Origin of the sequence: Clostridium caldaquaticum (assembly GCF_023806125.1) — a bacterium.
GTDB classification, from domain to species: Bacteria; Bacillota; Clostridia; order Clostridiales; family Clostridiaceae; genus Clostridium_AT; species Clostridium_AT caldaquaticum.
On record NZ_JAMSKT010000002.1, the window covers coordinates 1 to 14,757 of the forward strand.

Below are 14,757 nucleotides of genomic sequence, written 5' to 3' on the forward strand. Positions count from 1 at the left end.
TTGTCTTAAGCTAACGGTTGGTACTATCAACCCCCGTATCGGACTTTCACCGACAAGATTACGCCCATGCCGGGCGCACATTAAAAGGGACATTACCATTAGGTATGTCCTTTTTAACTTAATAGAGATTATATAACTGGATTTAAATTATAAATTTTTTTATACACTTCCAAAGTTTTCTCAGCAGTTTTGTTCCAAGAAAAATCCTGTGCTCGTATAAGTCCTTTTTCCCTATATTCATTTTGAAGCTTTTCGTTATTTAAAAGTTTTTTCAAAGCTTCCATAAGCTCATACTCATTATATGGATTTATAAGTATTCCAGCATCACCAACTACTTCAGGTATAGAGGTTAAGTTAGAGGTTATTACCGGTGTACCGCAGTTCATTGCTTCAAGCGGTGGAAGTCCAAAGCCTTCATACAGTGATGGATATACAAAAGCATCACAGGCATTATAAAGTATTGGAAGATGATTTTCTGGGGCAAAGCCAGTAAAAATAATTTTTGAAGAAAACTCTAAATTGCTTGAAAACTCGCTTAAATATTGTCCTTGATCTCTTGTTGCTCCAACGATTACTAGGTTATAATCTTTGCCTAAGTCTTTGTAAACCTTGGCAAAGGCTGTTATAAGAGATTTCACATTTTTTCTTGGACTAAAACCACCTATATATAATATAAAAGATTTATTAATATTATATTGTTTTGACAGGAAATACTTACATTTTTCTTTGTCCAAGGGTTTATATATATCGTCAGCAGCTAAAGGAGTAACAAAGATTTTATTCTTATCAATAGGAAAGTATTTTAAAATATCCTGTTTAGACCATTCTGAAACAGTAATAAGCGCATCTGATAATTCTATTACTTTTGGTACATCTTTTAAAAATTTAAGAAGGTATCCTCTGCCAACAGTTTCTGGCATTATATAAGGAATTAAATCGTGCATAGTAGCTATTTTTTTACACTCTATATTTTCACACATACCTATTCCGTTTTGGGGTATATGATAAATATCTATATTGTTATCTTTTAAATCAGCAGGAAAGTAGTTTTGTTCAAAAAATCTATGGTGTTTTTTGGAGGCCATAATTATATTAGTATTACTAAACTGAAACTCTTCATAATTTTCACCAGACCAGTAAATATGATAATAGTTTTTACTATCCATCCTTAATAAATATCTCAAAACTTTATCTGTATAAGTACCAATTCCAGTACCTCTATACCAATTGACACCACGTGCATCAATTGCAATTTTCATCCAATCCTCTCCTCTAAATTGCTAGAAAATACCTGATAAATCCGACGAAATTAAGCCTATATATTAATAATATTAACCTGCGTCAAAAAGTGTTCCAGTCGTATATAAACAACTTCTGGCATAGTAAATAATTTATAAATCACACACTTATACGGTTTTTCATATAATACAATTAGAGCAATATTTTTGGAGGGAACTCTTTTGAATATAGATGAACTTAAGAATGTTGTTGAGGAAGGGTATGGGTTAAGTATTCAAAGTCTTGAAAAAGTAAAGAATGTTTATAGGATTAAAACCTTTGATGACGATTACTGCCTAAAGATTATTAAATATAATTTTCCTCACTTCTATTTTATATTAAGTGCTATTAAGCACCTCCAAAACAATGGATTCGATAGAGTACCTGACATAATTAAAAAACTGGATGGAGCTGATTATATAAGTCTTGATAATAGTAATGCTTATTTGACTAAATGGGTAAATGCAAGGGAATGCAATTATGATAATCCACTAGATGTTTCACTGGCTGCTTATGAATTGGGGCAGCTTCATAATAAAAGTGAAGGTTTTAAGGTTACTAAAAAAATGCAGCCCAGAGTTTATTGGTATAAATGGATAGAACATTTTAGAACGAGAAAAGATGAGATTTTAGATTTTAAAAAAAGAATAGATAAAAAAGAAAAAAAGAGTGAATTTGACTGCTTATATCTTAGTTTTTTAGAGGAAGAGTTAAAAAGAGCAGATAAGGCGGTAGAAAATCTAATTAAGAGTGATTATATAAATAAGGTAAAAAATGAAATTATAAAGAGTGGTTTTTGTCATCATGACTATGCTCATCATAATGTTCTTGTAGAAAGTAGTGGGAGAATAAGTATTATTGATTTTGATTACTGCATCTTAGATATTAGTATACATGATTTAGCAAGCCTAATCATAAGAAAAATGAAAAACGGAAAATGGGATATTGATGATGCCTTATTCATAATGGAAAGCTATAGTAAAAGCAGAAGGGTAGAAGAAAGAGATATACCTATTATGGCTGCTTTTATGGAGTTTCCACAGGATTATTGGCAGGTTGGTATTCAATATTACTGGGAAGAACAGCCTTGGGGTGAGGAATTCTTTATTAAAAAACTAAAAAAAATTTATGAGGATTTTGAAGAAAAGCAGGAGTTTATAGAAGAATTTAGACATTTAAAATACAGCAGTTAATTATCTTAAATATTAATAATAAACAGTTATAGAGGTGTATTAAATGATTAAAGATGAGCTATTTGATTCATTTTTAGAATATCTTTCATTAAAGGATATAGTTTTAGTTGAGGATTTTAAGGATAAACAAACTAAATCAGATAATATCGATGAAGAAGCAGTTTTAAAGCAGCTTCTTGTTATAAGTGAATTTGATAAAAGGGTTATGGGCTATAAGGGATATATGGGAAAAAGGCTAGACAATAAAACTGGTAGTGTGGTAGAACAATACAAAGTAAACATAAAAAGATTGAAAAGATATTTAAAAAATATAAGAATGAACTCGGCTGCAAGCAATTTTGAACGAGTTATCCTTAAAAAAGGAAATGACTATCTTAAGAGAGCAGAAAGCTGCATATCTGAAATTTATAATGCAGGATATATGGATATAATACAGAGAAGTATGAAAAACACGGAGATTTGTCTTGGGAATGTGGATTTTTCAAATCTAAGAAAAACAGAAAAGATAGAAATTATAAGTATAGATAAATGCTGTTATAACAATATAGAGATGGATTGCTTTAATCTTTTAAGCAAACATAAAAGAAAAGGTGCAGAATTAGATTGGAAGCTATTAACTGAAAAGTTTTGTGAATATGCAGATCTTTCAGAGAGCAGCAGCAGATTTATATTAGCTCTATTGTCCTATCCTTATGAATTTATGAAATGCTGCAACAGATATAGAGAAAAATCAAAGGATTGGAGTGAGAAAGAATACGAAGAGAGGCTTGAAAGAGCACTTTTAAAAGATGGAGAAATTCTGTTATAAAGGGGTGATGGCATGCTTGATGGAAGGTACAGAGATAAAAAATACTTATCTAAATATGATTTATCCGTAGGACTTTTTGATAATTTTAATTTGAAAGTAAATGATATTATACCTTTAAGACATGTATATATAATAATTACAGATAAAGGGGATAAAATATTAAAGAGGATTGATTACTCTTTAGATAACCTGGAATTTATTAATAGTGCTATTAAGTATATAAGAAGAAGTTTTGGAAGAGTTTTGGATTTTGTAAGTACTAAAGATAATAAAGTTTATACAAAATGGAAGAATGAAATATACTGTGTTATGGATTTAGTTCAAGGCAGGGAATGTGATTTTAGCAATCCGATAGATTTAAGTATAGCTTCTAAAGGGTTAGGGGAACTCCATAAAGCATCAAAAGGCTTCAAAAGTAGTTTAAGTAGTAAATTAATGGCTGGGAAAACTATAGATTTATTTGAAAAAAGAATAGAAGAAATGAAGATATTTAAAAGTATTGCAGATTTACATGAATTTAAAACTGAGTTTGACAAAGTTTTTCTTGAAAATATAGAATATTATCTAAATGAAATAAAAGAGAGTATAAAAATTCTTGAAAATTCACACTATAATGAACTATGCCTAGAAGAAGACAAAATAGTTGTGTGCCATCATGATTTAGCTTATCATAATATTATAGTTAAAAATGAAGAGGCTTATTTTATTGATTTTGACTATTGTATAGTTGATTTAAAGGTTCATGATTTATGCAACTTCATAAGTAAGGTTATTAAAAATTTTGCTTTTGATATAGAAAAGGCAGATTCCGTTTTACATGACTATTATACGGTTAATTCTCTAGATAATAGGGAATTAGAGGTACTTTATGGAATGCTGTATTTTCCGGAAGATTTTTACAGTATAGCTCGAGATTACTACACTAAACGAAAGGACTGGGAAGAAGAAGTTTTTCTGGATAGGCTTATGAAAAAAGTATCTTTTAAAGAAGATAGAAGTGAGTTTTTAAAGGAATTTAAGGAGAAAATTATTAATTGAAAAATAAGAAGTTCTAACTTCTAAAGTAGGGTAGTTAGAGCTTCTTTTTTGTTAGTAATTGCAAATATCTATAAAAATTCTTCTAAAGCTTCAAGATTTTTTATAATAATAATGTCTTTATTATAGTCAATAATTTCATCTTCTTTCATTTTAATAAGTTCTCTAGAAAGTGAAGGTCTTTGAACACCAATTTTATCTGCCCAATCTTTTTTTGTCATATTTAGTTTTATTTTAAGAGAGTTTTGCTGATTATACTGAGCTAAAATATATTCGCTGATTTTTTGCCTTATAGTTTTAAGAGTAACTTCTTTAAGTTTTAAGTTAAGTATCATGGCCTTGTTTGAAATAATTCTTAAATATTCAAGCAAAAATCCTGAATTATTTTGACAAAGGCTTATAACAGAAGCTTTATTAATATGTAACACTGTGCATTTTGTCTTTGCTATGACATTTATAGGAGCTGTGTTCTTATCGGCAAAAATTAACATTTCGCCAAAAATCTCTCCTGAGCCAAATTCAGCTATGGATAATACTTTGCCGGTAGAATCATTTTTTTGTACTTCAAGAGAACCCTCAAGTATTAAGTTTAAAGTATTACAAGAATCATCTTCAGCTAAAATTATATCTCCTTTATTGTATTTTTCTACTTTATATGGTATTTTGCTAAACAGTGATATTAAATCTTCTTCAGTAAAAGTTTTGAAAAGGCTTGAACTTTTTATAGCTTTAAAATAATTTACAATGCTCATATTAAATTCTCCTTATGTTCATTCCTTGTAAATATATACGCTGTTTCAGCAGTTTGCTGTAATTGTGAATTCAATAGTATTATATAAAATAATAATGAAATATTTCAACTAACTTGTAACTCAAGTTACCGACTTTTTAAGTAAGTATATATATAATTTAATTATGATTTTAAACAGAGTAAAACAGGAGGGATTAACATGGCTGTTAGAAAAATCGTGTCTATAGATGAAAGTAAATGTGATGGATGTGGATTATGTATACCTAATTGCGCAGAAGGTGCACTTGCAATAATTGATGGAAAAGCAAAGCTTATAAAAGATTTATACTGTGATGGATTAGGAGCATGCCTTGGACATTGCCCTAAAGATGCTATAACAATAATAGAAAGAGAAGCAGAAGAATTTGATGAAAAGGCTGTTGAGGAGTTTTTAAAAACTCAAGGCAGAAAAATGCAGCATGTTCAAGAAACTAAGACTAAGGAAAATACAGAAGTACATGTACATGAAGGGGGATGCCCAGGGAGCAGAATGAGAATGCTGCAAAGAAAAGAAGCTGAAAATGATGATAGTAATGTTAAGGTAACATCAAAACTTAGACAATGGCCTGTTCAGCTTCAGTTAGTGCCAGCTGCAGCACCATATTTTAAAAGAGCAGATTTACTGATAACTGCAGATTGTGTTCCATTTGCCTATGCAAATTATCATAATGATTTTCTTAAAGGAAAAGCTGTTGCAGTTGGATGTCCAAAGCTGGATGATGCTATGTCCTATGCAAAGAAACTTGAGGATATAATCAGAATAAATGACTTAGAAAGTATAACAGTACTTAGAATGGAAGTTCCATGTTGTGGGGGAATAGCACAAGCCGTAAAAATGGGAAGAGATAACTCAGGTGTAAATATACCTATTAAAGTTGTTACAATAAGCCTTGAAGGCGAAATATTAAAAAGAGAATATATTTAATATTCGAAAAAACCTCTGATATATTCAGAGGTTTTTTATGCAACTTTACTAAAAATGTTTATATAAAGAAGGATTTTTTGTAACTATGTAGAATATACCATTGTGAGAAATATTCACATCATATAAACAGTTTACGCACAAGTTATATACAGAAAAATATGAAATATTCACTATTTATTCACAGTTTGCTGTGGATAATGTGTTTGTCTTATAATGATTAACATTACTAACAATATTAACTTGTTTTTCAAGGAGGAAAATGGTAATGAGAGAATTGAGAGGTTTTGTTGGGGAAAAAGAATATTATTATAAAAGGGAAATAGGAATAGTAAGACAGCTGATATTTTTATGTTTTGTAATTTTAATATCAGTTTATACAAGTAATAAGAATTATATATTTTTTCATAGTATTGCAGAGATGTTTTCTGTACTAATAGCCTTTGGAATGTTTATTGTATCTATTAATTCTTTAAATACGTATCAAAATCAGTATTTTATATTTTTAGGAATTGCTTTTGGGTTTGTAGGAGTTTTTGACCTTCTTCATTTATTAACTTTTGATGGTTTAGGGGTATTTAAAACAGAGGGGCTGAATTTAACTAATCAGTTATGGATAGCAGGGAGATATATTCAAAGTATATCTCTTTTACTGGCCTTTTTATTATTTTATAAAACTATTAAGCCTGTATACACCTTTGTTGTATATGCTTTTGTTTCTACTACGTTAATAGTATTAGTTATAAATAAAGGGTTTTTCCCTGAATGTTTTATTGATGGCATTGGTTTGACGACCTTTAAAAAGGTAAGTGAATACGTTATATCTTTTATACTTTTACTTTCTCTAATCATTATTCAAAAAAATAAAAATAAGATAGAAAGGATTTTACTTTATGAATTAAGCTTATCAATTGTTATAAATATTTTTTCAGAAATATGTTTTACTTTATTTAGTTCGCCTTATGACAAATTTAATATTATAGGTCATATTCTAAAAGTTATATATCAATATTATTTTTATAAAGCTACAATTGAAACAATGCTTAGAAATCCATATAAACAGATGATAAGCAAGTTATCTTTTACAGAAGCTGAGCTTAATATACTAAATAGTAAATTTAATGTAGAAAGAACTGAAAGAAGAAAAATAGAGGAAAGTTTACTTCAGAATGAAGAGTGCTATAACATTTTAATAGAAAATTCTAATGATGCTATTCTTATTCACAGAGAAGGAAAAATAGTATTTGCCAATAATAGTGCTGCAAAGCTTTTTGGATTTGAAGTAAAAGACGAATTAATAACCAAACAAGTTATGAATTATATTCATGAAGATTATAAACAAAAGGTAAAAAATGTTATTGAAAACATATATAATGGAATTATAAAATCAAATAAACATAGCATTAAAATTAAAGCTGAAGACGAAGTAGTAAGAGAAGTAATTGTAAGTTCAGCTCATATACTTTATCAAGGAAAAAATTCAATACTTAGTTTGCTTCATGATATAACTGCAGAAAAAAATGCAGAAATTTTACAAAAAAATTATGATGAAAATAAAAAACTTCTTGATGAATCCTTAGAGCACAATAAAGCTATTGGAGAATTTACTGCTAATATAGCTCATGAATTAAGAACTCCTTTAAATGTTATACTTGGTGCATTGCAAGTGTTAGGAATATATATAAAAAACATTGATAATAAAGAGATATATGAATTTATAACAAAATATCTTCACATAATCAGACTAAATTCTTACAGACTTCTTAGATTAGTTAACAATATCGTAGATGTTTCAAAGATTGATGCAGGTTTTTTTGAACTTCAGTTAGAAAATAAGAATATTGTAAGTGTTGTTGAAGATATTACTATGTCTGTTGTTCCGTACATAGAAAACAAAGGTGTCAGCCTTATATTCGATACAGATATAGAGGAAGAAATTATAGCCTGCGATCCAGAAAAAATTGAAAGAATTATATTAAACTTACTTTCTAATGCAGCTAAGTTTACTGAAGCTGGAGACGAAATAAAAGTTATTGTAAAGGAAAATAAAAATAGTATTATAATAAAAGTAAAGGATACGGGCATAGGAATTCCTAAAGATAAACTGCCTCTTATTTTTAAAAGATATACTCAAATCGATAAATCCCTATCTAGAAACCGTTATGGCTGCGGAATAGGTCTATCACTTGTAAAATCTTTAGTTCAGCTGCATAAAGGAGTAATAACAGTACAGAGTGAAGTAGGTAAAGGTACTGAATTTATAATAGAGCTTCCAATTACCAGATTAAAAGAAGATAAAGTTGTTGATTTAGTTACTAGTGATCAAAATTTAGAAAAAGTAACCATAGAGTTTTCAGAATTTTTTATGGTTTCTTAAATAATAGCTGTAATATGGCTTATCCATAATACAGCCGTTTTTATTTCTAAAGAAGGCATGTTATTTATAGATTATAGGAATATGAAGGAGTTGTAAAAAGTATGATAAAAATAATGTTTGTATGTCATGGAAATATTTGCAGAAGTCCTATGGCTGAATTTGTATTTCGTCATATGGTAAAAGAAAAGCATCTTTTGGACAAGTTTTATATAGCTTCATCTGCTACCAGCAGAGAAGAAATAGGGAATTCAGTGCATTATGGTACAAAAAGGAAGCTAAAGGAAGTTGGAATTTCCTGTGATGGAAAAACAGCAGTTCAGCTTACTAAAAAAGATTACGAAATATTTGATTATATAATTTGTATGGAAAGCTACAACCTTAAAAATGCTTTGCGTATTGTGGGGGAGGATAAAGAAAAAAAGATTTTCAGATTGCTTGATTTTTCTACTCGTCCTAGAGATATTGCTGATCCTTGGTATACAGGAAATTTTGATGAAACTTATAACGACATATTAGAAGGATGCGAAGCATTACTGAATTATATTTTGAAAAAGCAGATGATTGAATAAAAATGATTTTAAAGAAATGATTGCTTAAAAAGTAAAAGCGGGAGGTTTTATATCCCGCTTTTACTTTTTAGCTATTTATTATCTTATTATAAGCTATTAAAGTATCTTTTGCGGTTTTTCTCCAGCTTAATTCTGAACTTCTTATGATTCCTTTTATTACAAGTTTTTCTCTTAACTTATCATCATTAAAAACAGTATAGATTGCTTCACTAAGCTCATCTACATCATAAGGATTTATAAATATTGCAGAGTCTCCTACAACCTCTGGTATAGAGGTTACATTTGATGTTATTACAGGCACTCCGCAGGCCATAGCTTCTACAGGAGGAAGCCCAAAACCTTCATAGAAGGAAGGGTATACAAGAACTTTACAAGCATTATAAACATAGGGCATATGCTCTATTGGGATAAAACCAGGGAATATTACACTATTCTCAACACCTAAATCTATAGAGCGCTTTTTATAGATTTCGTAGGATTTACCTTGTTTTCCTGCTATTACAAGTTTCACATCATGTTTATATTTGTTTTTAAACTTGCTAAAGGCTTCTATTAGCCCTATAATATTTTTTCTTGGGCTGAATCCTCCTACATATAATATATATTCTCCATATATGCCGTATTGAGTTTGTACTAAATTATAACATTCATCACTGTCTAAAGGACGATAAATATTTTCTGCTGCAAGATGGGTTACAAATACTTTTTCTTTTGGAAAATTATAATATTTACAAATATCTTCCTTGGAGAACTGGGAAACTGTAATAATACCATCGCAGCGAGAAACTATATCAGGCATTTCATGATTAAATATTCTAAGATAAGTTTCACCTACAGTTTCAGGCATTTTTATAGGGATTATGTCGTGTAGAGTTATAACAAAAGGACATTTTTTTTCCTTAGGAAGACCTACCCCATTCTGAGGTACGTGATACAACTCTATATCCTTATCCATTAAAATATTAGGAATATTTACTTCATCCCAAAAGTTACCTGAGCCGCCTTCTGTTATATTTCTAATATTAAAATTCCTGTTGAAAGGAATATCTGTGATTGAAGTTTGAGGCATAAAGAGCAAATACTCATTAATTTTATCCAAGTCATTTAATGATGAAATAAGCTGATAAGTATAGGTACCAATACCAGTACCTCTATACCATTTAGCACCTCTTCCGTCTATTCCTACTTTCATATGCTTTTCCTTTCAAAGTGATTATAGTTTATTATATTAAGATTAAAGAAAAAATGTTAATAAATAAAGGATGTAACACATATAAATTATATAGAGATTATAAATTCTATATTGCTACAAAGATGAAAAGGAGGGCGGTGAGTAAAATGATGAGAGAATTTGAACTTGAAAGGCAGTTCAACATTGAAATTGAAAGCATAAAACCAAATAAGGGTGTTTATCTTTTAAAAACAAGCAAAGGAATGAAATGTCTTAAAAAGATAAACTATGGTACTCAAAAGCTGCTTTTTGTATATGGGGCCAAAGAACATCTTATTAAAAATGGTTTTCCAAGAGTGGATAGATACTGTTTAAATATAGACGGAAATCCTTATGCATTAGTTAATGAAGACATTTACACTCTTTCTGAATGGATACAAGGAAGAGAATGTGATTTTTACAATAAAGAGGATCTAGTGATAGCTTCTAAAAACTTGGCATTGCTTCATTTAGCCTCTAAAGGATATGACCCACCTGAAAATAGTAAACTAAAAAGCGACTTGGGAAGATGGCCGCATTTAATGGACAAGAGAATAAAGTCTTTTGAGAAAATGAGGGACATGGCTAGAAAGAAAAATAATAAAACAAGTTTTGATTTAAATTATATTAAATCTATTGAGTTTTATAAAAATCTCGGGAAAAGAGCTGTTAAGGTGCTGGAAGATTCAAATTATCTTGAGGTTTGCAAAATAACAGATGAAGAAAAGAGTTTTTGTCATCATGATTACACATATCATAATATAATTGTTGATGATAAAAATGATGTACATGTAATAGATTTTGACTATTGCAAGAAAGAAGTAAGAGTTTATGATTTATCATTATTTATGATAAAGGTTTTAAAGAGAATGGAATGGAATGTTGAATATGCAAAGCTCATAATTGATGCCTATAATGAAGTAAGTCCTTTAAGAGAAGATGAGTATAGAGTGCTATTTGCTTTTATTCTTTTCCCGCAAAGATTTTGGAGACTTGCAAACAGGTATTATTATAATGAAGTAAATTGGGCTCAAACTACTTTCAATAATAAAATTGAAGAATTGATTAATGAACAGGATATTTTTATTAATTTTATTGAAGAGTTCAAAAAAACCTATGAACAAAAAGAATAATGATATGTAGAAAGGCCGTGTAAATAATTATTTACATGGCTTTTATTTCTGCACATCTACAGCAGCCAATACATAGTATATAGTATCAATTTATGAGTTGGAGATGATTGCATGAATATAGGCGATACTGTTGTTAGAAAGTCTTATGGCAAGGATATCACCTTTAAAATAATCGATATAAAAGAAACAGATAATGGACCTTTATTTACCCTAAAAGGAATTAATCTTAGAGTAATAGCAGATGCACCTTTGGAGGATTTAGAGGAAGTAGTTGAAAACTCCTTAGGAGAGAAAGAGAAGAATTTAAATAGAAAGGTAAATGCTTCTATAAGAAACATATTAATAGGCCGAATTGATGTAAGTAAAAGCTACAGAAGTCCCAAAATAAACGTAAATAAGGAATTAACCTTTGGAAGACCAGGAAAAATACTTCATATAGATGGTGATGCTGAATATCTTGAAGTTTGTCTTAAGGTATATAAAAAGCTTGAGCTTGATGTAGTGGGAAAAGTTATAGCAGAAAAAGATCAGCCAGTAGAAGTGCCTAATCTGGTTAAGCAGATGAAGCCTGATATAGTAGTTATAACTGGTCATGATGCTATAACAAAAGGAACTAGAGATTATACAGATATAAATAATTACAGAAATTCTAAATATTTTGTGCAAACTGTAAACGAGCTGAGAAATTATGAACCAAATTATGATGATTTAGTTATTTTTGCTGGAGCCTGTCAAAGTCACTATGAGGCGATATTAGATGCAGGTGCTAATTTTGCCAGTTCTCCAAGCAGAGTATTAATTCATTGTCTTGATCCTGTATTTGTTTGTGAAAAAATAGCTTATACAAATATTGAGAGGGTTGTTTCTATTCAAGAAGCACTTGAAAATACTATAACAGGAACAAAAGGAATAGGAGGACTTCAGACAAGAGGTAAGTATAGAGAAGGTTTTCCTAAATCACCTTATGCATAAAACAAATAAAAACAATGCATATTTCTGAAAATTAGGGGAACAATATTATTGTACTTATGGGATATAATTGTAATTTATACTTCAGGTCATAAGTATGGCTTGAAGTATTTATTCTGTTTACAAAAAATTAATATTGACAAAACAGTTTGTTAACTGATAAAATATTAAGTTTATTTGACATTGATGCAGTGGTGGAGTATAATAAAAAAGTGGAAAGAGGGTGTTTACTGTGGAAAAAAGAAATGTACTTGCTTCTATAAGGACGGACATTGAAAATCATGTTGGAGAAAGAGTAACCTTGAAGGCTAATGGCGGAAGAAGAAAGGTTCTCGTAAATAAAGGGACTATTGAGAAAACCTACCCTAATATTTTCGTTATTAGATTAGAACATGACACCCAAAGGACAGTGACATACAGCTATTCAGATGTTTTAACTAAAACAGTTCAGATAGTCTTCGCAGGATAAGCGGTACTAGTTTTTTAGTATCGCTTTACTTTTTAGCGAAGAATTCAATTTATAGTTTAAATATAAAAAAGAAAGATGGTGGGTTCCATCTTTCAACTATGGTATAAAAGGGTATTGAGAATTTATGAGAGGTTATATGGTCAATAACCATCTTCTATATTAAGACAAAATAGTTTATTTGTCAACATAAATAAAGTTGAAATATAAGGAAAATACATAGCTATGTCGAAAAACAATTCAATTATATAAATCAAAGCTAAAGCGGTGGAGTTTGCATTAAATATTATTTTTTTATTTAATTGTCATATTTCTTTCATAGTACTTATATAAATTAATAGTAGGTATTTTATGGGAGGGATAATCTAATGGCTATAGATCTGGTTAAAGAAAATATAGAATGTGAGCAGCTTTTAGGAGAGAGTACTGCTGATACAGTCATTAAAGGTGAATATGTAATACCAGATACTCATCCAGATGTATATCAAATATTAACGCTTGATGCAAAACCAAGCATACTTACAAAAGAAGTAATGCAGGACAAGATTTATTTAGAAGGTCAGATTGCTTTAAATGTACTTTATTTAGCTAAAGAAGATGATAATAAAAGCGCGGTTTATAATGTAGGTTACACTGCTAAATTCTCAAATAGTATTGAACTTAGTGGTGCAAACCGAAATATGCCATGTGAGGCAGAATGCTACATAGAGCATATAGAACCTGTAGTAATAAATGAAAGAAAGATAGCTGTTGAAGGAATTGTGAAGCTGAAATCAATCGTTTATAAGGTATATAACTTTGAAATAGTCAAAGATTTAAGAGGAGTTGCTGATGTTCAGCTTTTAAAGGATAGAGCATCAGTTGATAAAATCGTAGGCAGTTGTGATGGAGAGATGATTGCTAAATCTCATATGGAAATTCCTTTGGATAAGCCGGAAATAGGGAATGTATTAAAATGTGATGTGAATGTTCATAAAAAAGAAGCTAAAGTGCTGGACGGAAAAATACAGTTATCCGCTCTTGCTCATGTCTATCTGCTTTATAGAGGCAAGAATACAGCAGATATTTGTTATGCAGAAGATAATGTATCAGTTAATAAGGAGGTGGAGCTTGAAGGAGTTAACTCCTACATGGAGAGTTACACAGATTTTAGAGTAGATGATATGATATATGATGTTAAAGAAAATGATCTTGGAGAAAACAGAATTGTGGATGTGGAAGCATTAATAAGAAGCAATACCAAGGTTATGAGTAAGGAACAGTTAGATACTATTGAGGATGCATATTCACCTTCAATGATGATGGATATGGAAAAAAAGAATTATGAGCTTAATGTTATGCATGGTCAGGCTAGTAATGAGGCTATAGTTAAGAACAATATTGAGCTTATGGATGATATGCCAAGGCCTGCTTCAATAGTTATGTCTACAGGAAAAGTATGTGTAACAGATAAGAAACTTGTTGAGGATAAGGTTTTAATTGAAGGATTATTGCATGTAGAAGTTTTATATAGAACTAACGATGATGATAAGAGTGCCTTTGTAGTTAGGGATGAAATACCGTTTACTACATCTGTTGAAATTCCAGGGACAAAAATAAACATGCAGTGCATGGCTAAGGTAGATTTAGAAAATATTGAAGCTAATATAGAAGCTAATACTATAGGCGTTAAGGCCATAGTAAGTGTATATTGCAGAGTGAATTATCTTACTAATAAGGAATTTTTAGTAAATGTTTATTCTAAAGAAGGAGAAAAACCGGCAAAGAAGGCAAGTATAACTATTTATGTTGTACAGAGCGGTGATACTTTATGGAAAATAGCAAAAAGGTACCATACAACAGTGGATGCATTATTAAAAATTAATGAGATTGATAATTTGGATGATGTGAAAGCAGGAGAAAAACTTATAATACCTGGTAGAGCAATAGTTTAGGCAGTTGAAAGAAAATAAGTTTTATTAATATACCCCTTATTTGATATAATATAGTTATTATATTAAATAAGGG

Annotated in this window: 13 protein-coding genes; 10 read left to right on the forward strand and 3 right to left on the reverse strand. The window is 29.8% G+C overall.

All coding sequences use genetic code 11. From position 1 onward, the window contains the following. Window positions 1-128 precede the first annotated feature (128 nt). A complete protein-coding gene (locus tag M2651_RS01340; RefSeq protein WP_252130529.1) occupies window positions 129-1,259 on the reverse strand; it encodes a glycosyltransferase family 4 protein in 1,131 nt (376 codons plus the stop codon). A 201-nt stretch (window positions 1,260-1,460) separates the two neighbouring features. Between M2651_RS01340 and M2651_RS01345 the strand changes: the two genes are divergently transcribed. The 3 genes from M2651_RS01345 to M2651_RS01355 are packed head-to-tail and all read left to right on the forward strand — an operon-like array spanning window position 1,461 to window position 4,317. Next, on the forward strand, window positions 1,461-2,471 hold the full coding sequence (locus tag M2651_RS01345) for a CotS family spore coat protein (protein WP_252130530.1): 1,011 nt from the start codon (window positions 1,461-1,463) through the stop codon (window positions 2,469-2,471). Window positions 2,472-2,514: 43 nt separating this feature from the next. Beyond that, window positions 2,515-3,279 carry a spore coat protein gene (locus M2651_RS01350; RefSeq protein ID WP_252130531.1) on the forward strand — a complete coding sequence of 255 codons (765 nt, stop codon included), beginning with the start codon at window positions 2,515-2,517 and terminating at the stop codon, window positions 3,277-3,279. A gap of 12 nt (window positions 3,280-3,291) precedes the next feature. Next, window positions 3,292-4,317: a CotS family spore coat protein gene (locus M2651_RS01355; RefSeq protein ID WP_252130532.1), complete on the forward strand. Its 1,026-nt coding sequence runs from the start codon at window positions 3,292-3,294 to the stop codon at window positions 4,315-4,317. Between the two features lie 68 nt (window positions 4,318-4,385). Here the strand turns inward: M2651_RS01355 and M2651_RS01360 are convergent, their stop codons facing one another. After that, complete coding sequence (locus M2651_RS01360; protein WP_252130533.1) at window positions 4,386-5,066, reverse strand: Crp/Fnr family transcriptional regulator; 681 nt, start codon at window positions 5,064-5,066, stop codon at window positions 4,386-4,388. Between the two features lie 198 nt (window positions 5,067-5,264). Here M2651_RS01360 and M2651_RS01365 point away from each other — a divergent pair, with 198 nt between their 5' ends. The 3 genes from M2651_RS01365 (at window position 5,265) to M2651_RS01375 (ending at window position 8,972) form a co-directional block, all read left to right on the forward strand. Then, window positions 5,265-6,029, forward strand: a complete 765-nt coding sequence (locus tag M2651_RS01365; protein WP_252130534.1) for an ATP-binding protein — start codon at window positions 5,265-5,267, stop codon at window positions 6,027-6,029. Between the two features lie 265 nt (window positions 6,030-6,294). Next, window positions 6,295-8,403, forward strand: a complete 2,109-nt coding sequence (locus tag M2651_RS01370; RefSeq protein ID WP_252130535.1) for a sensor histidine kinase — start codon at window positions 6,295-6,297, stop codon at window positions 8,401-8,403. A 101-nt stretch (window positions 8,404-8,504) separates the two neighbouring features. Beyond that, on the forward strand, window positions 8,505-8,972 hold the full coding sequence (locus tag M2651_RS01375; RefSeq protein ID WP_252130536.1) for a low molecular weight protein-tyrosine-phosphatase: 468 nt from the start codon (window positions 8,505-8,507) through the stop codon (window positions 8,970-8,972). A gap of 67 nt (window positions 8,973-9,039) precedes the next feature. On the opposite strand, the gene M2651_RS01380 is transcribed toward M2651_RS01375, so the two are convergent. Continuing rightward, window positions 9,040-10,164, reverse strand: coding sequence for a glycosyltransferase family 4 protein (locus tag M2651_RS01380; RefSeq protein WP_252130537.1), 1,125 nt, complete (start codon window positions 10,162-10,164; stop codon window positions 9,040-9,042). A gap of 146 nt (window positions 10,165-10,310) precedes the next feature. On the opposite strand from M2651_RS01380, the gene M2651_RS01385 reads away from it, so the two are divergent. The 4 genes from M2651_RS01385 (at window position 10,311) to M2651_RS01400 (ending at window position 14,684) form a co-directional block, all read left to right on the forward strand. After that, window positions 10,311-11,315: a CotS family spore coat protein gene (locus M2651_RS01385; RefSeq protein WP_252130538.1), complete on the forward strand. Its 1,005-nt coding sequence runs from the start codon at window positions 10,311-10,313 to the stop codon at window positions 11,313-11,315. Window positions 11,316-11,426: 111 nt separating this feature from the next. After that, window positions 11,427-12,287 (forward strand): sporulation peptidase YabG, encoded by an 861-nt coding sequence (yabG, locus tag M2651_RS01390; protein WP_252130539.1) that lies wholly within the window; start codon window positions 11,427-11,429, stop codon window positions 12,285-12,287. Window positions 12,288-12,516: 229 nt separating this feature from the next. Beyond that, the gene (locus tag M2651_RS01395; protein WP_252130540.1) at window positions 12,517-12,753 is read left to right on the forward strand and encodes a Veg family protein; all 237 of its coding nucleotides are present in this window, start codon (window positions 12,517-12,519) and stop codon (window positions 12,751-12,753) included. 365 nt (window positions 12,754-13,118) lie between these two features. Then, window positions 13,119-14,684: a DUF3794 and LysM peptidoglycan-binding domain-containing protein gene (locus tag M2651_RS01400; RefSeq protein ID WP_252130541.1), complete on the forward strand. Its 1,566-nt coding sequence runs from the start codon at window positions 13,119-13,121 to the stop codon at window positions 14,682-14,684. Window positions 14,685-14,757 lie beyond the last annotated feature (73 nt).